Raw genomic sequence first — 22067 nt, 5'->3', positions numbered from 1 at the left:
TGCAACCCCATGACACCCACGCGCCGCACGTTCCTCATCGCGTCAACTCTCCTGGCGGGGGCGGCACTTGCCCCGCCCGCCCATGCCGCCGACGCCTCGGACGCTTCCGACGACGAGTTCGACACCCTGCGCGAGCGATGGCTGGAGATCTCCCTCGGCACCGGCTACGACGCCACCGCCGAGCCCTACGCCTCGCGCCTGAAGGAACTCGGGGAACTCGCCCGCGGCTTCAGAGCGACGATGGCCCCGACCGCCACCTCCCTCTGGCCGGGCTACCCCTTCGACCCGCCGGCCGGCATCACCCAGGGCTACAACCGCCTGTGGACGATGACCCAGGCGTACGCCCAGGAAGGCACGGGGTCGACCGGCGACGCGGGCCTGCTCGCGGACATCGTCAAGGGCCTCGACCACCTCGCCGCGACCGTCTACAACGCGACCACCACGCGATACGGGAACTGGTGGGAGTGGCAGATCGGCAGCCCCCGCCTCCTGATGGACATCGTCGCCGTCCTCTACGACCACCTCACGCAGGACCGGCGCGACGCCGCCTTCGCCGCCGTCGACCACTTCATTCCCGACGCGGTCCTGCGCGACTACTCGGGCACCTCCACCGGCGCCAACCGCGTCGACCTGTGCCGCTCGGTCGCCCTGCGCGGCATCCTCGGCAGGAACGCCGACAAGACGGCCCTGGCCCGCGACGCCCTCTCGCCCGTCTTCCCCTACGTCACCAAGGGGGACGGCCTCTACGCCGACGGCTCGTTCATCCAGCACACGTACATCGCCTACTCGGGCACCTACGGACAGGTCATGCTCGACGGGCTCGGCCGCCTCTTCGCGCTGCTCGCCGGGTCCACGTGGGCCGTCACCGACCCGAACCGGCAGATCATCCTCGACAGCGTCGAGCACGCCTACGCCCCGCTCCTGTTCGACGGCCTGATGATGGACAGCGTCAACGGCCGTGCCATCAGCCGCGGTTACCTCAACGGCGACGACCTCAAGGTCATGCGCAGTGACCATTTCCACGGCCAGGGCCTGATCGCCGCCATGGCGCAGCTCGCCGCCGGCGCGAGCGCGGCCGAGCGCGAGCGCTGGCACGGGCGGATCAAGGGCTGGATCGAGCGGGACACGGTCACGCCCCTGCTGACCGCCAGGCAGTTCGGGGTCGCCGACCTGTCGCGGCTGCACGCCGTCGCGGACTCCGCCGTCGCGGCCGCGCCCGAGCCCGTCGGCCACCAGTTGTTCGCCGGCATGGACCGCGCGGTGCACAAGCGCCCCGGCTTCGCCGCGAACATCTCCATGTCCTCGGACCGGATCGCGTACTACGAGTGCGGCAACGGCGAGAACCCGCGCGGCTGGCACACGGGCGCCGGCATGCTCTCCTGGTGGGCCTCCGGGAAGCGCGGCGGCCGGTCCGATCAGTACACGGACTGGTTCTGGCCGACCGTCGACTTCTACCGGCTGCCCGGCACGACCGTCTCCACCAAGCGCCTCGCCGACAAGGCCGGCGGCGAGTGGGGGGCGGCCCGGCCCGATGTGAAGTGGGTGGGCGGCGCCACTGACGGCGAGTTCGCCGCCGTCGGACAGCACGTCAAGGGCCTCGGCTCGACGCTCCAGGCCCGCAAGTCGTGGTTCTGCCTCGCCGACACCGTGGTGTGCCTGGGCGCCGGGATCACGGCGGCCGACGGTGTCCCCGTGGAGACCGTCGTCGACAACCGCAACCTCGGCGAGGGCGGCACCCAGGCCTTCACCGTCGACGGCGGCGCCCGCGCCCGCTGGGCCCACCTGGAGGGTCACGGCGGCTGGGTCTTCCCGGGCGGCACCCCGCTGCGGCACCTGCGCGAGGACCGCACGGGCGCCTGGTCCGACATCAACACCACCAGCTCCACCGAGCGCCGCACCCGCCGCTGGCAGACGCTCTGGCTCGACCACGGCACGGACCCCACCGACGCCGCGTACACCTATCTGCTGATGCCGGGCGCCTCGAAGCACGACCTCGCGCGGCGCGCGGGCGACCGCCACTGGCTGTCGGTCCTCGCCAACACGGCGGCCGCCCAGGCGATCACCGTGCCCTCCCTCGGCGTGAGCGCGGCGAACTTCTGGGCGGCGGGAAGCGCGGGCGAGCTCACGGTGTCGGCTCCCGCGAGCGTCCTCCTGCGCAGGAAGGGGCGCACCGCGACGCTGACCATCAGCGAACCGCCGCGCACGGGGGAGCCCGTGGACATCACCTGGGACCGGCCCGTGCGCAGTGTCGTCAGCCACGACCCCTCGGTCGAAGTGGTCGCCACGGGCCGTAGGCTGCGGCTGCGCGTCACTCCGGGGACGGCATGTGTGGGCCATCGGTGTGAGGTGACTCTCAACTGACCCATTTGTGTGACCCCTACAAGACAGCAGGGCCCTGAGCAGTCACTTCGCCTGCATGGCGATGGCGTTCTGTTCGGGGGTACCAGGAAAACGGGCCGGAGACTGTACGGAGTCGACGGCCCGTTTTGCTTGGTCGCCTTCGTAAGGTCGCTACATGACCGTTTTGGACGACACCGCCTCAGCCGGTTCCCCCGGGGATGAGCCCACCGACGCGCGTGGACGCGTGGCCGAGTTGCACGCGATTCGTGAGCAGGCGCTGCGCGGGCCCAGCGACAAGGCGACCGAGGCCCAGCACGCGAAGGGCAAGCTGACCGCGCGTGAGCGGATCGAGCTGCTGCTCGATGCGGGATCGTTCAACGAGGTCGAGCAGCTGCGCCGGCACCGGGCGACGGGTTTCGGCCTGGAGGCCAAGAAGCCCTACACCGACGGTGTCATCACCGGCTGGGGCACGGTCGAGGGCCGCACGGTCTTCGTCTACGCGCACGACTTCCGGATCTTCGGCGGCGCCCTGGGCGAGGCCCACGCCACGAAGATCCACAAGATCATGGACATGGCCATCGCGGCGGGTGCTCCCCTGGTCTCCCTCAACGACGGCGCGGGCGCCCGTATCCAGGAGGGCGTCTCCGCCCTCGCCGGTTACGGCGGCATCTTCCAGCGCAACACCAAGGCGTCCGGCGTCATCCCGCAGATCAGCGTGATGCTCGGCCCGTGCGCGGGCGGTGCGGCCTACAGCCCCGCCCTCACCGACTTCGTCTTCATGGTCCGCGAGACCTCGCAGATGTTCATCACCGGACCGGACGTCGTCAAGGCGGTCACCGGCGAGGAGATCACCCAGAACGGCCTGGGCGGCGCGGACGTGCACGCCGAGACCTCGGGCGTCTGCCACTTCGCGTACGACGACGAGGAGACCTGCATCGCAGAGGTCCGGTACCTCGTCTCGATGCTGCCCTCCAACAACCGTGAGAACCCGCCGACCGTGGCCTCGGAGGACCCCGCCGAGCGCCGCTCGGAAGTCCTGCTGGACCTGGTCCCGGCGGACGGCAACCGCCCGTACGACATGGCCAAGGTCATCGAGGAGCTCGTCGACGACGGCGACTACCTCGAGATCCACGAGCGCTGGGCGCGCAACATCATCTGCGCCCTGGCCCGCCTGGACGGCCAGGTCGTCGGCATCGTCGCCAACCAGCCCTCGTCCCTCGCGGGCGTCCTGGACATCGAGGCCAGTGAAAAAGCTGCCCGCTTCGTCCAGATGTGCGACGCTTTCAATATTCCGATCGTGACTCTCCTCGACGTTCCCGGGTTCCTGCCCGGTGTCGACCAGGAGCACGGCGGGATCATCCGGCACGGCGCCAAGCTGCTGTACGCGTACTGCAACGCCACCGTGCCCCGGATCTCCCTCATCCTGCGCAAGGCGTACGGAGGTGCCTACATCGTCATGGACTCGCAGTCGATCGGTGCCGACCTCACCTACGCCTGGCCCACCAACGAGATCGCCGTGATGGGCGCCGAGGGCGCCGCCAACGTCATCTTCCGCCGTCAGATCGCCGAGGCCGAGGACCCCGAGGCCATGCGCACCCGCATGGTCAAGGAGTACAAGGCCGAGCTCATGCACCCGTACTACGCGGCAGAGCGTGGCCTGGTCGACGACGTCATCGACCCCGCCGAGACCCGCGAGGTGCTCATCCGCTCCCTCGCGATGCTCCGCACGAAGCACGCCGACCTGCCTTCGCGCAAGCACGGCAACCCTCCGCAGTAACCCCACAAGGAGATCACTGCACATGTCTGCACACGACATCCGCGTTGAGAAGGGCCACGCCGAGCCCGAGGAGGTCGCGGCCCTGACCGCGATCCTGCTGGCCCGCGCCGCCGCCGCATCGACCGACAGCCCCGCCCTGCGCGGCCGCGACAAGGCCGGCTGGCGCCGCCTGGAGCGCCAGCACGGCTTCCGCGCCCCGCACAGCTGGCAGGGCTAGGGCAGCGGGCACGCGGCCCGTCCGGCCTCTCAGGACGGGCCCACAGCGCGAAAAAGCCCCCGGTGACCCAAAGGGTCCCGGGGGCTTTTCCATGCCTGGAGGCGCCGGAGGCTACCGGAGGCGGGCCATCAGCGCGTGCTCCACGAGCGTGATGAGCGCCGACTTCGCATCCGCGCGGTGACGGGCGTCGGTCGTGATGATCGGGGTGTCCGGACCGATCTGCAGCGCCTCACGGACCTCGTCCGGCTGGTACGGCTGGCTGCCGTCGAAGCCGTTGAGGGCGACGACGAAGGGCAGCCCGGAGTTCTCGAAGTAGTCGACGGCGGGGAAGCAGTCGGCGAGACGGCGGGTGTCGACGAGCACGATCGCGCCGATCGCGCCGCGGACCAGGTCGTCCCACATGAACCAGAAGCGGTCCTGACCGGGTGTACCGAAGAGGTACAGGATCAGGTCCTGGTCCAGGGTGATGCGGCCGAAGTCCATGGCGACGGTGGTCGTCGTCTTGTCCCCGGTGTGGGTGAGGTCGTCGATGCCCGCGGACGCGGACGTCATGACGGCCTCGGTGCGCAGAGGGTTGATCTCCGAGACGGCGCCCACGAAGGTCGTCTTGCCGACGCCGAAGCCGCCCGCCACCACGATCTTCGCGGACGTGGTGGAGCGGGAAGGCCCTCCGCTAGAGCTTGCGAAGTCCACTGAGCACCCTTTCGAGCAAAGTCACGTCTGGCTGGCCGCCGGCGTTCTCTTCGCCGCCGGGCTGATGAATGGCGACCAGGCCCGCCTCCGCCAAGTCGGCGACGAGAATCCTGGCCACGCCGAGGGGGATGCTGAGCAGGGCCGAGACTTCGGCCACTGACTTGATCTCTCGGCAGAGGGTGCAGATCCGCTGGTGCTCGGGCAACTGGCCCTGCAACTGGTGCGGCTGCGCGGTGGTGTGCACCAGCGCCTCGATGGCGAGCTGGTAGCGCGGCCTGGTGCGGCCACCCGTCATGGCGTAGGGACGCACCAGGGGATTGTTGGCGGCCGGTGCGGGGCTGTCGGGGCGCCGCTGCGGCTGCACGGGCTGGATGCGCGGTGCCGACGGCTGGTCGTACGGCCCCGGCTGCCGCGGCTGCGGCGGGTGCGGGGGCGCGTACGGCTGTCGCCGGTGGCTCGGCGCGGAGGGGAAGTTGTACCGGTTCGGCGCGTCACCCTGCCCCTGACCCTGACCCTGGCCAGGCCCGTAGGACCAGTTCGCCGATGAACCGCTCGGGGGTGTTGCAGAACCAGCCACGCTTTCCTCCTCCAACTGTGCCGGGCACCATCACCGTGGAGCCGCGTCCCGAAACCTTACGGCTACGGAACGCGAAATCGCACCGTCTGTCTGTCAGTTGAGAAGGCTCCCCTGAAGCTCGGCCCGCAGGTCGGGAGTGAGAACCGTCCCCGCGCGGTCGACAAGAAGTGCCATCTCGTACCCGACGAGGCCAATGTCCGCCTCCGGGTGTGCGAGGACGGCGAGGGAAGAACCGTCGGAGATGGACATAAGGAAGAGGAATCCTCGCTCCATCTCCACAACTGTCTGGTTCACGCTGCCGCCCTCGAAGATGCGGGACGCGCCCGCGGTCAGCGAGGTAAGTCCCGACGCGACGGCCGCCAACTGGTCGGCACGGTCACGCGGGAACCCTTCGGACATCGCCAGAAGGAGTCCGTCGGCGGAGACCACCACCGTGTGGGACACCCCAGGGGTGTTGTCCACGAAGTTGGTGATCAACCAGTTCAGGTTCTGTGCCGCCTGGCTCATCGGGCTCACACTAACGCTCCTGGTTGTAGGTGCTGTCAGGACCACTGTGCTGATTCGTGGCCTGGCCGTTCGTGTCACTTCCTGCTTCGCGTCCCCGCTGCACGCCACGGCGCAGGTTGCTCAGCCTGCCCCTGACGTCCTCAGGCGCGCGGGAGACCTGGGGGCCGCCCTGCGGGGTCGATTCCGCCGTGCCCTCGACCAGGTTGGCCTTGGGCACCCGGCGCGGCAGACCGGAGGAGGTGACTCCGCCCGCCTTGGGCTTCCGGAGCTGCTCCGCGCGGACCCAGCGCTCGTCGTTGGACGAACGCCAGTCGTCGGGGCCGCTGCCGTCGCCGCTGCCGTTGTCCTGGGTGGTGTTGTCGCCACGGTCGGGCGCCGGCGTCGCCGCCGGGGCCTGGCGCTGCTGCCCGCCCGAACCGCGCATCGGAAGACCGGAGTCGGTGAGCGAACGCGCGGCGGACGGGGTGGGCCCGGCCGGCGCCGCGGGACCGTGCGGGTCGAAGCCTACGCGCTCCTGCTGACCGGCGTCAGCGCGCTGCGCGGATTCCGCTTGTGCGTTGTGCTCGGACCGGTAGGACTCCTGGAAGCCGTCCTGCGCCTGCCAGCCGCCCTGCTGCGAGCCGCGCAGCGGCGAATCACCGAAGGCCGAGTACGTCGCCTGGACGGGTTCCGTATAGGCGTCCTGGGACGCGTAGCCGTCCTGCGGCGCGAAGAACGAGTCGTTGTAGGAGCCGTTTTGCGGCTGCTCGTCGTACGTCTGCTGGCCCTGCGCATAGACGGACGAGGGATCCTCGTACGCCTGCTGCTGACGGTTGTCGTACGCGGGCTGCGCCGGAGCGTAGGTGGCCTGCTGCTGCTCGTACGGGTCCTGCCCCTGCGCCGCCGCGATCTCGTCGCGGAACAGGGGGCGGTCGTCGCCCGGCTCACCGGTGTGCGCCTGGGCCTCCAGGGCCGCGCGGCGCTCCTCGCGCATCAGCGAACGGCCGACCGGGTCCAGGTCGTGCAGGTCGTCGGGGGCCTCGCCGTAGCGGCTGTCGTCGAAGCCGAGCTCCGCGGCGGTGCGCAGCGGGGCCGGCTCGTACGCCGACTGCGACGGGATCATCGACGAGACGGTGAACTCGGACTCGGGGAGGTGCTCGCCGCTGCCACCGTGGGTGATGACGTCGGGCAGCATGACGAGCGACGTCGTGCCGGCCTGCTCGCCCGAGGGGCGCAGCTGGACGCGGATGCCGTGCCGGTCGGACAGGCGGCCGACCACGAACAGGCCCATGCGCTGCGAGATCGCGGCGTCCACCGTCGGCGGGTTGGCCAGCTTGTGGTTGATGTCCGCGAAGTCCTCGGCGGTGAGGCCGATGCCCTTGTCGTGGATCTCGACCATGACGCGGCCGTCGGGGAGACGGGTCGCGGTGACGCGGACCTTGGTCTGCGGCGAGGAGAACGTGGTGGCGTTCTCCAGGAGCTCGGCGAGCAGGTGCACGAGGTCGGTCACCGAACGGCCGTGGATCTCGGCCTCCGGCACACCCGACAGCTCGATGCGCTCGTACTGCTCCACCTCGGAGGAGGCGGCGCGCAGGACGTCGACCAGCGGGACCGGCTGGTCCCAGCGGCGGCCCGGCTCCTCGCCGGCGAGGACCAGGAGGTTCTCGCCGTTGCGGCGCATACGGGTCGCGAGGTGGTCCAGGCGGAAGAGGTTCTCCAGCTGGTCCGGCTCGGCCTCGTTGTTCTCCAGGTCCGTGATGAGGGTCAGCTGTCCCTCGATCAGGGACTGGTTGCGGCGCGACAGGTTGGTGAAGATCGCGTTGATGTTGCCGCGGAGCAGGGCCTGCTCGGCGGCGAGGCGGACGGCCTCGCGGTGCACCTGGTCGAAGGCACGGGCGACTTCGCCGATCTCGTCCGTGGAGTTGATCGGGATGGGCTGGACACGGGTGTCGACGCGGCCCGGGTCGGTGCGCGAGAGCTGGTCGACGAGCATCGGCAGGCGCTGCTCGGCGACGTCGAAGGCGGCGGTGCGCAGTCGGCGCATCGAGCGGCTCATCTGGCGCGCCATCATCCCGGCCAGCGCGAACGCGGCGAGCAGGGCGACCAGGACGACCGCACCGGTGACGAACGTGGACTGCTTGGCGTCGTCGGCGATGCCGGCGGCCTCGTTCACCGCCTTGTCGGCGAGGTCGGACTCGATGGTGCGGTACGCGTTGAACTTGGCGGTGTTGACCGCCCACCAGCTCTCCTTGGTGACGCCCTTCTGCGCGATGGCGAGGCGGGCGCTCGGCTGCGTGGTGGGCAGCGTCGAGATGTAGGCCACCATCTCAGTGGGGTCGCTCGGCGGCGCGACGAACGGCTGGCCCTTCGCCTTCGCTTCGGCGGCGGCCTGCTTGGCCTGCTTCTCGCCGTCGATCGCCAGCTGCTTCTTGGCGGCTTCGAGCTTGTCGACGTCGGCCTGCGTGCCGCCGCCCTTGTACTCCTCGACGGCGATGCCCTCGAGGTACGCGTAGGAGGAGAGCGCGATCTTCTGCTTGCCGAAGGTCTCGGCCGTCGGGCCCGGCTTGACCAGCAGGTGCATACCGATGGACCGCTCCAGTGAGAGCGCGGCCTTGGAGAGCGAGATCGCGTAGACCGTGCGGCCGTAGCTCGTGATGTTTCCGGTGCCGAGGCCGAGTTCGTTGGCGAACTCCATCAGCGGGTGCTGGATGCCGACGTAGTGCTCTTCGGTCTGCACGGCGGGGAGCTTGCTCGTGTACGCGTCGGCCCGCAGCTTCTCCAGGCCGGGCTCGACCTGACGGAACTGCGTGAGGCGGCGCTCCAGGCCTTCCTTGGCCGGCATGTTCTTCGCGGCGGCGTCGAAGGCGTCGGCGGCCTCGTTCGTCGCCTCGCGGGCCTTGACGACCTTCGGGTCGTTCTTGTGGCCGAGCAGCAGAGGAGCCGCGGAGATGTCGCGCTCCTCGATCAGGCTGTTGGCGTACGTCAGGGACGCCTGCACCAGACGCGCGGTGTTCTCCGCGTCCCTGGCCTCGTTCCAGGTGTCGATCGAGCCCTTCACCTGGAAGCCACCCATGATCAGACCCACGAGTACGGGTATGAGCAGGATCGCGTTCAGCTTGGTGGGCACACGCCAGTTGCGCGGCGACATCCGGCCGCCGGACGGCGCCGGGGGCTGCTCGTCCCGTGGCACATGCGCGGCCGGCGCCGCTGCACGCGGCGGCGGGGTGAAGTTGCCCCGCGCCGACGACGGCTCGGGACTGTTCTTGCTTCGCCTCACTCGACCAACAACCTCTCGGCGTCGGCACCTACGCTGTGCCGCTGTCTCCAGGCCCTTACCTACTGGGCAGTTCAGCGCATTCCAGCACGTCAGGCGGTTCTCTTCCAAACACTGGGAACCGGAACCTCCGAGTGACCCATGCCCCAGATAAAACGGTCATAAAGAGCGAGCCCCGCCAAAAGGCGGGGCTCTTGTGCGCGCAGTGGAACCGGGTGTGCGCGACCTGTGTCGGCGGCCCCGGAATTCTCTGTCGAAACGTTATGAACACGGAGGCCGACCGTGTCAAAGGACACAGCGGCCTCCGGGCGCACTACGACAACTGCCGTATGGATCTAGCCACTTGGTGGCCGGATTTTCGGCGGCAGAACTACTTCAGGCGGGCCATCAGCGCGTGCTCGACCAGCGTGATCAGGCCACTCTTTGCATCCGCACGGTGTCGGGCGTCCGTGGTGATGATCGGGGTGTCCGGGCCGATCTGGAGTGCCTCGCGCACCTCGTCGGGCGTGTAGGGCTGGTGACCCTCGAAGCCGTTGAGGGCGACGACGAAGGGCAGCCCGGAGTTCTCGAAGTAGTCGACGGCGGGGAAGCAGTCGGCGAGACGGCGGGTGTCGACGAGCACGATCGCGCCGATCGCGCCGCGGACCAGGTCGTCCCACATGAACCAGAAGCGGTCCTGACCGGGTGTACCGAAGAGGTACAGGATCAGGTCCTGGTCGAGCGTGATGCGGCCGAAGTCCATCGCCACCGTGGTGGTGGTCTTGTCCCCGGTGTGGGTGAGGTCGTCGATGCCCGCGGACGCGGACGTCATGACGGCCTCGGTGCGCAGCGGGTTGATCTCGGAGACGGCGCCCACGAACGTGGTCTTGCCGACGCCGAAGCCGCCCGCCACCACGATCTTCGCGGACGTGGTGGAACGGCCGCCTCCGCCGTTAGAGCTTGCGAAGTCCACTGAGCACCCTTTCGAGCAGTGTCACGTCGGGCTGGCCGCCTGCGTTCTCGTCGCCACCGGGCTGGTGGATGGCCACCATTCCCGCTTCCGCCAGGTCCGCGACGAGGATCCGGGCCACACCGAGAGGCATCGACAGCAGGGCCGACACCTCCGCCACCGACTTGACCTCTCGGCACAGGTGGCAGATGCGCTGGTGCTCGGGGAGCAGCCCTATCAGCTGGGCCGGGTCGGCGGTCGTGCTGACGAGCGCCTCGATGGCGAGCTGGTAGCGCGGCCGTGTCCGGCCACCGGTCATCGCATAAGGACGCACCAGCGGCTGGTCGCCTTCAGGACCGTACGAGGCGTGCGGAGATACGCCGTACGGGTCGTGAGAGGCGGTGGGCGGGGTCATGGATCCTCCGGGCGGGACAGCAGGTGGTCTGCGTGCCGTCTGACGGGGCCGGTGGGGGGATGGTGACGGCCTGACGGTGCGGTCGTACGTGCGTGTGGGGGAGGGCGTGACTAGTGCAGCAGGCTGCCCTGCAGTTCGGCGCGCAGATCGGGGGTGAGTACGGAACCCGCACGGTCCACGAGCAGCGCCATCTCGTAGCCGACCAGGCCGATGTCGCACTCGGGGTGCGCGAGCACCGCGAGCGACGAGCCGTCCGAGACCGACATGAGGAAGAGGAAGCCACGCTCCATCTCCACCACGGTCTGGGCCACCGTGCCGCCCTCGAAGATCCGGGACGCACCCGCGGTCAGCGAGGTGAGGCCCGAAGCGACGGCGGCCAGCTGGTCGGCGCGGTCCCGGGGGAACCCCTCCGACATGGCGAGCAGCAGGCCGTCCGCGGACACGACGACGGTGTGGGAGACCCCCGGCGTGTTGTCCACGAAGTTGGTGATCAACCAGTTCAGGTTCTGTGCCGCCTGGCTCATCTGGGTCAACTAACGCTCCTGCTGGTGAGTGGGGCTGGGGAAGCTGCCGGTCTGGCCCGTACCGGCCTGGCGACCCTGCTGGATGCCCCGACGGAGATTGGTCAGCCGGCCGCGAACGTCATCAGGCGAACGCGAGACCTGCGGACCGGTTTGGTGCTGTTGCTGCTGAGCCGTACCCGCGACGAGGTTCGCACGCGGGACGCGACGCGGAAGCCCGGAGACGGTGACTCCGCCGGCCGAGGGCTGGCGGACCCGCTCGGCCTGGCGGCCGAGCTCGTCGTTGGGCGACTGGCGCCAGTTGGCGGGCGCCTGAGCCTGCTGGGGCGCCGCGGGTGCGGCGGCCGCCGGGCGGGCGGGCGCGGGGGAGGCGGCGGGCGGCTGGGGCTGCTGCGGCGAGCGCTGCGGCAGGCCGCCCGGCCGGCCGTTGTTCTGCTGGGGTGCGGGCGCCTGCGGCCGGTCCTGCTGCTGCGGGGCCTGCTGGCCGTGGAACCAGTTGGTCTCAAGGGTGTCGAAGAGCGGCGTGCGGCCGTCGCCGGGTCCGGCGGGCGGCAGGTCGTCCTGCCGGCCGGGGGCCTGCGGCTGCGCCGGGAAGCCCTGGTCCTGACCGCCCTGGACGGGCGGGCGCGGCATCGAGAAGTCCGCCGCGTCCCGGGAGCCGAGCTGCGGCAGGTCACGCGCGGGACCGGCGGGGCGGCCCTGCGACTGACCCTGGCCCTGTCCCTGCTGCGGCTGCCCGAAGCCGTCGCCGCCGGGGAACTGGCCGTCCTGACGCGGACGCCCGCCGTTGTTCTGACCGGGGGCCGCGAACTGGCCGGTGGTGGACGGGTCCTGAGCGCCGGGGCGCTGACCGTCACCGAAGCCGGGCGCCGCGAACTGGCCGGTCTGGTGGTTCGGGTTCTGCGGCTGGTTCTGGGGCTGCAGGTGGTTCGGGTTCTGCGACTGGCCCTGGTGGCCGCCGAAGACGTCGTTACGGACGAACGCCCCCGTGTCCTGACCCTGGCCCTGACCGTGGTCGTGCGGGGCGGGCGCGCCGGGACGCGGCCCATCGAAGTCGGGCCGGGTGAACTCGGCCGTCGAGCCGGGGCCCTGACGGTCGTCCACCCGCGGGAACTGTGACGTGGAGTCCGGCTCCTCGTGCCCGCGCGGCGCGTCGAGCGAGGCGCGCGGCACCGGCGGCTGCGCGTCGTCGTTGCCCCAACTCGGCACGCGCGGCTGGGGGTTGCCCCCGGGCAGCTCGGCACGGGGACCGCCACGCGGCGGCAGGACCGGCCTGCTGCTCTGCTCGGGCGCCTGGTTCGTACGCTGCTGGGGCGGCACGGGACCGTTCTGGCCCGGGCCGCCCTGACCGAGGCCCTGACCACCCTGCGGCCGGCCCTGGCCGGGACCGCCCTGCGGGCCCTGCGCGCCGAACACGCCGGCCGGAGCCGGACGACCCTGCTGAGGGGACTGCTGGGACTGCTGGGACTGCTGGGACTGAGGAGACTGAGGCGCCTGCGGACCACCGGCCTGCGGACCACCGGCCTGCGGCCCGTTGCCGTCACGGCCGGGCAGCGCCGCGCGCGGACCCGAGCCCGCGACCTGCGGACGCGCCGCGCCGGGACCGAGCCGGCCCGCACCACCGGGACCGCCCTGCGGACCCGCACCCGCGCCGACCCCACGCCGTGCGGCGGCCACACCGGCGGCGGCCTGCGCGGCGGCGGGGCCACCGGAGGCGGCGCCGGGACCGGGCTTGCCGGGAGCCTTCTTGCCACCCTGGGCGACGTCGACGGGCAGCATGACGAGCGCCGTCGTACCACCGGAGTCGGACGGGCGGAGCTGGATACGGATGCCGTGACGCTGCGACAGACGGCCGACCACGAACAGACCCATGCGGCGCGAGACCGACACGTCCACGGTGGGCGGCGACGCGAGCCGCTCGTTGATCGCGGCGAGGTCCTCGGGGGAGAGGCCGATACCGGTGTCGTGGATCTCGATGAGCACACGGCCGTCGGGCAGCGCGTGACCGGTGACCTTGACCTTGGTCTGCGGCGAGGAGAACGAGGTCGCGTTCTCGAGCAGCTCGGCGAGCAGGTGCACGAGGTCGTTGACGACGCGTCCGGCGACCTCGGTCGTGGGGACCGAGGCCAGCTCGATGCGCTCGTACTGCTCCACCTCGGAGGCGGCGGCGCGCAGCACGTCGACCAGCGGGACCGGGCGGGTCCAGCGACGGCCGGGCTCCTCACCGGCGAGAACGAGGAGGTTCTCACCGTTACGGCGCATGCGGGTCGCGAGGTGGTCGAGCTTGAACAGCGAGGACAGCTGGTCGGGGTCGGCCTCGCGCGACTCCAGCTCGGAGATGAGCGAGAGCTGGCGCTGGATAAGACCCTGCGAACGGCGCGAGAGGTTGGTGAACATCGCGTTGACGTTGCCTCGCAGGAGGGCCTGCTCGGCGGCCAGACGGACCGCCTCGCGGTGCACGTCGTCGAAGGCCGAGGCCACCTGGCCGATCTCGTCGCGCGAGTGCACACCGACGGACTCGACGGAGGTGTCGACGTCCTGCGGGTCCGACTCGGACAGCTGCTTGACCAGCTCGGGCAGGCGGTCCTGGGCGACCTTGGTCGCGGTGTCCTGGAGCCGGCGCAGCGAGCGGATCATGGAGCGGGCCACGACGAACGCGCCCACGAGCGAGACGCCGAGGACGAGCAGGATCAGCGCACCGTTGATGATGGCCGTGCGCTCGGACTCGTTGCGCAGCTCGCGGGCCTGCTGCTCCATCTGGTTGAGCAGCGTCAGCTCGATCTTGGACATTTCCTGCAGACGCTGGCTGTCCGCGTCGACCCAGTCCTTGTAGGACCGCTTGTCCTGGATCCTGATGCCGCCCTCCTGGCTGAGGGCGCGGCGGGCGTACTGGTCGGCGGCCTTGATCGTCGCGTTGCCCGAGTCGATGGGCTTCATCAGCTCGGTGGCGGCGACGTTTCCGTAGACGGAGCTGAAGCCCTTGAGGTCGGACTCCTGGTTCTCCAGCGCGGACTCGCCGTAGCGGCGGTCGGTCTCGGAGAGCTTGCCGAAGTCACGGTCGTTCGGGGGCAGGGCGGCCGCGATGACGGCGCGCTGCACGGACGCGTACTCCTTGGCGGAGGAGAACGACGCCAGGGCGCGCGTGCGCTTGATCATCTCGGGGTTGCTGGTCGCCTGCGCCATGTCGGTGGACAGCGACAGGAGCTGCTCGACGAGGCGGCTGTAGGCGTCGATCGTCTGGGACGAGGTGCTGCGGTCCTGGAACGCGTCCTGCCGGATGCCCTTGAGGTTGTTGAGCTGGCCGGCGATCTGCGTGACGTGGTCCTGCACACCGTCGAGACCGCTGTTGCTGGTCCCGTCGGTGATCTCGTACGTGCCTTCCATGAAGGCCTTGCGCGCGCGGTCGGTCTTCTCGCGCGCTCCCCTGACGGTGTAGTCCTCGGTCGCCTTGCCGCCGTTGGCCAGCGGGCCGGCCGACTGGTCGCGCTCCTCCTGGAGCGCGGACGCGAGCTCGGTGGCCTGCTTGGTCATGTCGGTCAGCAGCTTCATGTTGTCGAGCTGCTGGATGTCGCTCATCGACTCGCCGATACGCAGCGCGCCGAGGGAGGTCGCGGCGACCACGGGGAGGGCGAGCAGCGACACCAGGCGGGTGGAGATACGCCAGTTGCGCAGCGCTATTCGCGAGCCGGGGCCGCTCGGGCTCTTCGGCTTCGCGGCGGCCTTGGGCGCGGCCGAGGAGGCGGTACTGCCCTCGACGGAGGCGGTCCGGCCCGGGTTCTGGGCGTGCTGGGGTGAGGAACTGCCTGTCATCGGGCCAGTCCCGCCGCGCGGCTCCGGCTCCGCCGCAGCGCTGCCATCCCTGTTCTTACGTCCCTGCACTAGCGTCGCAACCTCTGGACCAGGCGTCCCCCGCGTGCGCGGACGGGACGGTGTCGGCGTAGTTCGGGGGCGAGCGGACACGCCCCCTTCGGTCGTCGGTGACCGGCGCTGCTCCCCCTTCCCGCCGCGACTCGGCGCTGCGTTGCGCCCCGTGCGCGCCGGCTCGATCTCGCGGCGGTCCCGCGAATTCCAGCACAGTGCAGGATCTCCAACAAGGGCCGAGCGTCAGGGCGGTACCAGTGTGACGCCTTGTGAGGGGTGCGTCACGAGACGTAGAAAGTGATCTCGTCGATAACGGACTTTTACTGACGTTCCACCTACGCCCCGGGGGTGTCCCAGTCGCCATGATCGGGAGCGGAATGGTTGCTTCAGTGGCGGAATGCCCGTTTCGATACGGCGCACTTCGGGTCTGAATTGAAACTTTTGTCCACCCTCTGGTGAGCAAACTCACATGAAGAACATCGTCTCTTCCTCTCTTTCGACGGGAATCAGATGTTTAGCCTGACGCTTTACAGGGATGGCGAATCCGACAACCGGCGCCCTGCGGGCGCCCGCACCGACAAGGTCACGAGCGACACATGAAGACTGTGAAGTCCGCGATGTTCCGCAACATCGCCAACCCGCGGCGTACGACGCTGATGCACCTCAAGGACGCCGACGAGCTGCAGGCGGCACCGGAGCAGCCGGAGTACTCCGTCGACCTCCCCGCGCAGACGGCCAACCCGCGCCGCGCCATCCTGATGGAAGCCCCGGAGCAGACTCCCGTCGCCTCCTGACGCGCGGCAATCCGCGAGGCCGGGTGCCCGAGCCGCGTTAGCCTGGGGCGTCAGACTCCAGCCAGCGGAAGTAGAGGGGCGCAAGGCACCCGTGCGCATCGCCAGATTCTCCATCGACGGCAATGTCGCCTTCGGCGCGGTCGAGGGCGACAAGCCTGACGAGCTTGTCCTCGACATCATCAAGGGCATCCCGTTCGCGGACTTCGAACTCTCCGGCACGAAGGTCCCGCTGAGCAAGGTCAGGCTTCTGCCGCCGGTGCTCCCGAACAAGGTCGTCGCCTTCGGCCGCAACTACGCGGAACACGCGAAGGAACTGGGCAACGAGGTCCCGGACGCCCCCTTCGCGTTCTTCAAGCCGTCCACCTCGGTGATCGGCCCCGGCGACCAGATCGCGTACCCCTCCTTCTCGCAGGAACTGCACTACGAGGCCGAGCTCGCCGTCGTCATCGGCCGCATGTGCCGCGAGGTCCCGCGCGAGCGCGTCAAGGACGTCATCCTCGGCTACACCTGCGCGAACGACGTCACCGCGCGTGACGTCCAGAAGCGCGAGAAGCAGTGGGCCAGGGCCAAGGGCTTCGACACCTCCTGCCCGCTCGGCCCCTGGGTGGAGACGGACCTCGACCCCAGCGACCTGACGATCCAGTGCACGGTCAACGGACAGCAGCGCCAGCTCGGCCGCACGTCCCAGATGATCCACTCGATCGAGGACCTGATCGTCAACATCTCCGAGGCCATGACGCTGCTCCCCGGCGACGTGATCCTCACGGGCACCCCGGAAGGGGTCGGCCCGCTCAACGTCGGCGACGAGGTCGCCGTCACCATCGAAGGCATCGGCACTCTCACCAACAAGGTGATCAAGCGTGGCTAACGCGAACGTCCGCGTACGTTTCTGTCCGTCCCCGACCGGCAACCCCCACGTGGGCCTGGTCCGCACGGCGCTGTTCAACTGGGCCTACGCCCGGCACAACCAGGGCTCCCTGGTCTTCCGCATCGAGGACACCGACGCGGCCCGCGACTCCGAGGAGTCGTACGAGCAGCTCCTCGACTCGATGCGCTGGCTGGGCTTCGACTGGGACGAGGGCCCCGAGATCGGCGGCCCCCACGCGCCGTACCGCCAGTCGCAGCGCATGGACATCTACCAGGACGTCGCCGAGAAGCTCCTGGCCGCCGGCCACGCGTACCGCTGCTACTGCTCCACCGAGGAGCTCGACGCCCGCCGCGACGCCGCCCGCGCCGCCGGCAAGCCCTCCGGTTACGACGGCCACTGCCGCGACCTGAGCGCCGAGCAGATCGCCGCGTACGAGGCCGAGGGCCGCCGGCCCATCGTCCGTTTCCGTATGCCCGACGAGGCGATCACCTTCGAGGACCTGGTCCGCGGCGAGATCACCTACCAGCCGGAGAACGTCCCGGACTTCGGCATCGTCCGCGCGAACGGCGCCCCGCTGTACACGCTGGTCAACCCGGTCGACGACGCCCTGATGGAGATCACCCACGTCCTGCGCGGCGAGGACCTGCTCTCCTCCACGCCCCGCCAGATCGCCCTCTACAAGGCGCTCACCGAGCTCGGCATCGCGAAGCTCACCCCCGCCTTCGGCCACCTCCCGTACGTCATGGGCGAGGGCAACAAGAAGCTCTCGAAGCGCGACCCGCAGGCCTCGCTCAACCTCTACCGCGAGCGCGGCTTCCTGCCCGAGGGACTGCTCAACTACCTGTCCCTGCTCGGCTGGTCCTTCTCGGCCGACCAGGACGTCTTCTCCATCGAGGACATGGTCGCGAAGTTCGACCTCGCGGACGTCAACGCGAACCCGGCCCGCTTCGACCTCAAGAAGGCCGAGTCGATCAACGGCGACCACATTCGCATGCTGGACGTGAAGGCGTTCGCGGCGGCCTGCGAGCCCTGGCTGCGCGCCCCGTTCGCCAACTGGGCGCCCGAGGACTTCGACCAGGCGGCCTGGGAGGCCATCGCCCCCCACGCGCAGACCCGCGTGACGGTCCTGTCCGACATCACGGCCAACGTCGACTTCCTGTTCCTCAAGGAGCCGGTGGAGGACGAGGCGTCCTGGACCAAGGCCATGAAGGGCGACGCGGCCGGCCTCCTGACCACGGCCCGCGCGAAGCTCGAGGCCGCCGACTGGACGTCGGCCGACGCCCTCAAGGAGGCCGTCCTGGCCGCCGGCGAGGAGCACGGCCTCAAGCTCGGCAAGGCGCAGGCCCCGGTCCGCGTCGCCGTCACCGGCCGCACGGTCGGCCTGCCCCTCTTCGAGTCCCTGGAGATCCTGGGCAAGGACAAGACCCTGACCCGCATCGACGCAGCCCTGGCCAAGCTCACGGCCTAAGCTCGGTCACATGCCGATCCGCGCGGTCCTCTGGGACGTAGACGACACGATCTTCGACTACGCGAACGCGGACCGCGCGGGAATGCGGGAACACCTTCGGGCCGAGGGCCTGGCCGACGGATTCACCTCCGTCGGCCAGGCCCTCGCCCGTTGGCGCACCCTCACCCGGGAGCACTGGGCGCGCTTCGAGTCGGGCGAGACCGACTGGGAGGGCCAGCGCCGCGATCGCGTACGGGCCTTCGTGGGGCGCGGCGCCGACGACGCCGACACCATGGACGACGCCGAGGCGGACGCCTGGTTCGGGCGCTACATCGTCCACTACGAGGCCGCCTGGGCACTGTTCCCCGACACCGTCCCCGTGCTCGACCTCCTCGCGGACCGCTACCGGCACGCGGTCCTGTCCAACTCCTCGCTCCACAACCAGGACCGCAAGCTGCGCGTCCTCGGCGTCAGGGACCGCTTCGAGGCCGTCGTCTGCGCCGCCGAACTCGGCGTGGCCAAACCGCAGGCCGCCGCCTTCCACGCCGCCTGCGAGGCCCTGGAACTGCCCCCGCACGAGGTCGCGTACGTCGGCGACCAGCCCGACACCGACGCCCGCGGCGCCGAGGAGGCGGGGCTCACCGGCATCTGGCTGGACCGCGCGCGGACCGGTGGCCGTCCCGAACTCACGCGCATCACGGCGCTCGACCAGCTCCCCGCCCTGCTGGCCCCGGATACCCGTTTTGGAGCGCCGTCCACCTTCGGGTAATGTTCTTCCTGCGCCAAGGGAAACGGGCCGACCGGCCGGACCCGGAAGCGTAAATCAAACAGAACCCTCGCAAGGGGTTGCTTTTTGATGGCCTATGGTGTAATTGGCAGCACGACGGTTTCTGGTTCCGTTAGTCTAGGTTCGAGTCCTGGTAGGCCAGCTCGCAGAGCTTATCTGCATCGCGGATTCCAGATCCGCAAAGCCCCCGTTGTGTAGCGGCCTAGCACGCTGCCCTCTCAAGGCAGTAGCGCCGGTTCGAATCCGGTCGGGGGTACAGATCCTTCCCAGGGGGACAGTCCGGGTCGCACCCGCTGTTTCTCATGCAGGATCGCTAGGGCCCCCGTTGTGTAGCGGCCTAGCACGCCGCCCTCTCAAGGCGGTAGCGCCGGTTCGAATCCGGTCGGGGGTACTGATCGGGCCATCCAGGCCTGGATCGCATTGGGCTATGGTGTAATTGGCAACACGACGGTTTCTGGTTCCGTTGTTCTAGGTTCGAGTCCTGGTAGCCCAGCTGGATCGCGTGACGGCACAAGATCCTTGCCCCCGTTGTGTAGCGGCCTAGCACGCCGCCCTCTCAAGGCGGTAGCGCCGGTTCGAATCCGGTCGGGGGTACAAGGCAAACAAGAGGCCCTCCCCAGCAGGGGAGGGCCTCTTCGTGTTGTCCGGAGCGTGTGCCCGTGAGCTCCCGCCAAGTCTCAACTCGGGCCGGTCGCTGCGGCGTTGAAGCGGCCGGCCCGAGGGGGAGCGGTGTGGTGGGGAGAGTCAGCCGGTGCGGCGCAGGGCCTCGGAGAGGCGGCCCGCCGCGTCGATGACGGCCTGCGCGTGCATCCGGCCCGGGTGGCGCGTCAGGCGCTCGATCGGTCCGGAGACCGAGACCGCCGCCACGACGCGGTTCGAGGGGCCGCGCACCGGCGCGGAGACGGACGCGACGCCCGGCTCCCGCTCGCCGATCGACTGGGCCCAGCCGCGGCGCCGTACGCCCGACAGGGCCGTCGCCGTGAAGCGGGCGCCCTGGAGGCCGCGGTGGAGGCGCTCGGGCTCCTCCCATGCCATCAGGATCTGCGCAGACGAGCCCGCCTTCATCGTGAGTGTGGAGCCCACCGGGACGGTGTCCCTGAGGCCCGACAGACGCTCGGCGGCCGCGACGCAGATACGCATGTCGCCCTGCCGGCGATAGAGCTGCGCGCTCTCGCCCGTCACGTCGCGTAGGTGGGTGAGCACCGGGCCCGCCGTCGCGAGCAGGCGGTCCTCGCCCGCCGCCGCGGCCAGCTCGGCCATGCGCGGGCCGAGGATGAAACGGCCCTGCATGTCACGCGCCACCATGCGGTGGTGTTCCAGTGCCACGGCGAGACGGTGAGCCGTGGGTCTTGCCAGTCCGGTCGCCGCGACCAGCCCCGCGAGGGTGGCCGGACCGGACTCCAGGGCGCTGAGAACAAGGGCCGCCTTGTCCAGAACGCCGACGCCGCTAGAGTTGTCCATGCGTCGATACTCGCGTCTCACTCTGTGAAACGCAAGTTCAATTTCCCGTGAAACTTGACACCCTGTACTTACAGCGGCCCGCAGACCAACGGGCCGGGACGTTCACGTTCGGTACGAGGGGTACGGACGTCGGCGACCACGATCTCTAGTTGGGCCGGCTCACGATGCCGGCCGGAGGGAAAGCGATGGGTAGGACACTCGCGGAGAAGGTCTGGGACGACCACGTCGTCCGGCGCGCCGAGGGCGAGCCCGACCTCCTCTTCATCGATCTGCACCTGCTGCACGAGGTGACCAGCCCGCAGGCCTTCGACGGCCTGCGCCAGACCGGTCGCCAGGTGCGGCGCCTCGACCTCACCATCGCCACCGAGGATCACAACACCCCGACCCTCGACATCGACAAGCCGATCGCGGACCCGGTCTCGCGCGCCCAGCTGGAGACGCTGCGCAAGAACTGTGCCGACTTCGGTGTGCGCCTGCACTCGCTGGGTGACGTCGAGCAGGGCGTCGTGCACGTCGTCGGCCCCCAGCTGGGCCTGACCCAGCCGGGCACCACGGTCGTCTGCGGCGACTCCCACACGTCCACGCACGGCGCGTTCGGCGCGCTGGCCTTCGGTATCGGCACCTCCCAGGTCGAGCACGTCCTGGCGACCCAGACGCTGCCGCTGGCCCGTCCCCGCACGATGGCCATCACCGTCGACGGCGAGCTGCCCGAGGGCGTCACCGCCAAGGACCTGATCCTCGCCATCATCGCGAAGATCGGTACGGGCGGCGGCCAGGGCTACATCCTGGAGTACCGCGGCTCCGCCATCGAGAAGCTCTCGATGGAAGCCCGCATGACCATCTGCAACATGTCGATCGAGGCCGGTGCCCGCGCGGGCATGATCGCCCCCGACGAGACCACCTTCGCCTACCTCGAGGGCCGTGCGCACGCCCCCAAGGGCGAGGACTGGGACGCAGCGGTTGCGTACTGGAAGACGCTGAAGACGGACGACGACGCGGAATTCGACGCCGAGGTCGTCATCGACGCCGCCGCGCTGTCGCCGTTCGTCACCTGGGGCACCAACCCCGGCCAGGGCTCGCCCCTGTCGGCGCACGTCCCCGACCCTGCTTCGTACGAGGACGCTTCGGAGCGCCACGCCGCCGAAAAGGCCCTGGAATACATGGGGTTGATCGCCGGGCAGCCGCTGCGCGACATCAAGGTCGACACCGTCTTCGTAGGTTCGTGCACCAACGGCCGTATCGAGGACCTGCGCGCCGTCGCCGAGATCGTCGGGGGCCGCCAGGTCGCCGACGGCGTACGGATGCTGGTCGTTCCCGGCTCCGCGCGGGTGGGTCTGCAGGCCGTCTCCGAGGGCCTGGACAAGGTCTTCAAGGAGGCCGGCGCCGAATGGCGGCACGCGGGCTGCTCGATGTGCCTGGGCATGAACCCCGACCAACTCGCCCCCGGCGAGCGCTCCGCGTCCACCTCGAACCGCAACTTCGAGGGCCGGCAGGGCAAGGGCGGCCGTACCCACCTGGTCTCGCCCCAGGTCGCCGCCGCCACCGCGGTGCTCGGCCACCTGGCCTCTCCGGCCGACCTGTCCGACACTGACGCCCGTACGCCCGCTGGAGTCTGATCAGC

The 22067-nt window shown here is 70.0% G+C and carries 17 protein-coding genes and 5 tRNA genes; 13 read left to right on the top strand and 9 right to left on the bottom strand.

Annotation, left to right across the window (positions count from 1 at the left end; translation table 11 throughout):
• Positions 1-9 precede the first annotated feature (9 nt).
• From OG698_RS16665 to OG698_RS16655, 3 genes are all read left to right on the top strand, one after another.
• Positions 10-2361, top strand: coding sequence for a polysaccharide lyase 8 family protein (locus OG698_RS16665; protein ID WP_406103749.1), 2352 nt, complete (start codon positions 10-12; stop codon positions 2359-2361).
• Positions 2362-2515: 154 nt separating this feature from the next.
• Complete coding sequence (locus OG698_RS16660) at positions 2516-4117, top strand: acyl-CoA carboxylase subunit beta (RefSeq protein ID WP_100595015.1); 1602 nt, start codon at positions 2516-2518, stop codon at positions 4115-4117.
• Between the two features lie 22 nt (positions 4118-4139).
• Positions 4140-4334, top strand: a complete 195-nt coding sequence (locus OG698_RS16655) for an acyl-CoA carboxylase epsilon subunit (protein ID WP_326773951.1) — start codon at positions 4140-4142, stop codon at positions 4332-4334.
• A 111-nt stretch (positions 4335-4445) separates the two neighbouring features.
• Here the strand turns inward: OG698_RS16655 and OG698_RS16650 are convergent, their stop codons facing one another.
• The 8 genes from OG698_RS16650 to OG698_RS16615 form a co-directional block, all read right to left on the bottom strand.
• Positions 4446-5027 (bottom strand): ATP/GTP-binding protein, encoded by a 582-nt coding sequence (locus tag OG698_RS16650; RefSeq protein WP_054239772.1) that lies wholly within the window; start codon positions 5025-5027, stop codon positions 4446-4448.
• On the bottom strand, positions 5008-5604 hold the full coding sequence (locus tag OG698_RS16645; RefSeq protein ID WP_362904747.1) for a DUF742 domain-containing protein: 597 nt from the start codon (positions 5602-5604) through the stop codon (positions 5008-5010). Before OG698_RS16645 ends, OG698_RS16650 begins: the two co-directional genes overlap by 20 nt.
• Before the next feature lie 93 nt (positions 5605-5697).
• Complete coding sequence (locus OG698_RS16640) at positions 5698-6111, bottom strand: roadblock/LC7 domain-containing protein (protein ID WP_100595178.1); 414 nt, start codon at positions 6109-6111, stop codon at positions 5698-5700.
• 10 nt (positions 6112-6121) lie between these two features.
• Entirely contained in the window at positions 6122-9367 is a 3246-nt protein-coding gene (locus tag OG698_RS16635; protein WP_406103745.1) for a nitrate- and nitrite sensing domain-containing protein, read from the bottom strand.
• 367 nt (positions 9368-9734) lie between these two features.
• On the bottom strand, positions 9735-10316 hold the full coding sequence (locus OG698_RS16630; protein WP_100595019.1) for an ATP/GTP-binding protein: 582 nt from the start codon (positions 10314-10316) through the stop codon (positions 9735-9737).
• Positions 10297-10707 (bottom strand): DUF742 domain-containing protein, encoded by a 411-nt coding sequence (locus OG698_RS16625; protein WP_100595020.1) that lies wholly within the window; start codon positions 10705-10707, stop codon positions 10297-10299. Before OG698_RS16625 ends, OG698_RS16630 begins: the two co-directional genes overlap by 20 nt.
• A 110-nt stretch (positions 10708-10817) precedes the next feature.
• A complete protein-coding gene (locus OG698_RS16620) occupies positions 10818-11231 on the bottom strand; it encodes a roadblock/LC7 domain-containing protein (RefSeq protein WP_067164664.1) in 414 nt (137 codons plus the stop codon).
• A 9-nt stretch (positions 11232-11240) separates the two neighbouring features.
• The gene (locus tag OG698_RS16615; protein ID WP_406103743.1) at positions 11241-15107 is read right to left on the bottom strand and encodes a nitrate- and nitrite sensing domain-containing protein; all 3867 of its coding nucleotides are present in this window, start codon (positions 15105-15107) and stop codon (positions 11241-11243) included.
• A gap of 578 nt (positions 15108-15685) precedes the next feature.
• On the opposite strand from OG698_RS16615, the gene OG698_RS16610 reads away from it, so the two are divergent.
• The 9 genes from OG698_RS16610 to OG698_RS16570 all read left to right on the top strand — a co-directional run bounded on the left by OG698_RS16610 (position 15686) and on the right by OG698_RS16570 (position 19579).
• The gene (locus tag OG698_RS16610) at positions 15686-15883 is read left to right on the top strand and encodes a hypothetical protein (RefSeq protein ID WP_406103741.1); all 198 of its coding nucleotides are present in this window, start codon (positions 15686-15688) and stop codon (positions 15881-15883) included.
• 91 nt (positions 15884-15974) lie between these two features.
• Complete coding sequence (locus OG698_RS16605) at positions 15975-16751, top strand: fumarylacetoacetate hydrolase family protein (RefSeq protein WP_100595023.1); 777 nt, start codon at positions 15975-15977, stop codon at positions 16749-16751.
• Positions 16744-18219 carry a glutamate--tRNA ligase gene (gltX, locus tag OG698_RS16600; RefSeq protein ID WP_406103739.1) on the top strand — a complete coding sequence of 492 codons (1476 nt, stop codon included), beginning with the start codon at positions 16744-16746 and terminating at the stop codon, positions 18217-18219. The genes OG698_RS16605 and gltX overlap by 8 nt, the downstream gene beginning before the upstream one ends.
• 10 nt (positions 18220-18229) lie before the next feature.
• Positions 18230-18967 (top strand): HAD family hydrolase, encoded by a 738-nt coding sequence (locus OG698_RS16595; RefSeq protein WP_406103737.1) that lies wholly within the window; start codon positions 18230-18232, stop codon positions 18965-18967.
• Positions 18968-19055: 88 nt separating this feature from the next.
• A tRNA-Gln gene (locus OG698_RS16590) sits at positions 19056-19127 on the top strand.
• Between the two features lie 41 nt (positions 19128-19168).
• A tRNA-Glu gene (locus OG698_RS16585) sits at positions 19169-19241 on the top strand.
• A 62-nt stretch (positions 19242-19303) separates the two neighbouring features.
• A tRNA-Glu gene (locus OG698_RS16580) sits at positions 19304-19376 on the top strand.
• A 30-nt stretch (positions 19377-19406) separates the two neighbouring features.
• Positions 19407-19478: transfer RNA gene (locus OG698_RS16575), tRNA-Gln, on the top strand.
• 28 nt (positions 19479-19506) lie between these two features.
• Positions 19507-19579: transfer RNA gene (locus tag OG698_RS16570), tRNA-Glu, on the top strand.
• 150 nt (positions 19580-19729) lie between these two features.
• On the opposite strand, the gene ndgR is transcribed toward OG698_RS16570, so the two are convergent.
• Positions 19730-20446: an IclR family transcriptional regulator NdgR gene (gene ndgR, locus OG698_RS16565; protein ID WP_100595026.1), complete on the bottom strand. Its 717-nt coding sequence runs from the start codon at positions 20444-20446 to the stop codon at positions 19730-19732.
• A gap of 185 nt (positions 20447-20631) precedes the next feature.
• Between ndgR and leuC the strand changes: the two genes are divergently transcribed.
• Positions 20632-22062, top strand: a complete 1431-nt coding sequence (gene leuC / locus OG698_RS16560) for a 3-isopropylmalate dehydratase large subunit (protein WP_406103734.1) — start codon at positions 20632-20634, stop codon at positions 22060-22062.
• The last annotated feature ends 5 nt before the right edge of the window (positions 22063-22067 follow it).

The organism is Streptomyces sp. NBC_01003, assembly GCF_045162695.1.
Taxonomy (GTDB): Bacteria; Actinomycetota; Actinomycetes; order Streptomycetales; family Streptomycetaceae; genus Streptomyces.
Note: the sequence above shows the minus strand (reverse complement) of the source record. Positions and strands in the feature narration are given on the sequence as shown.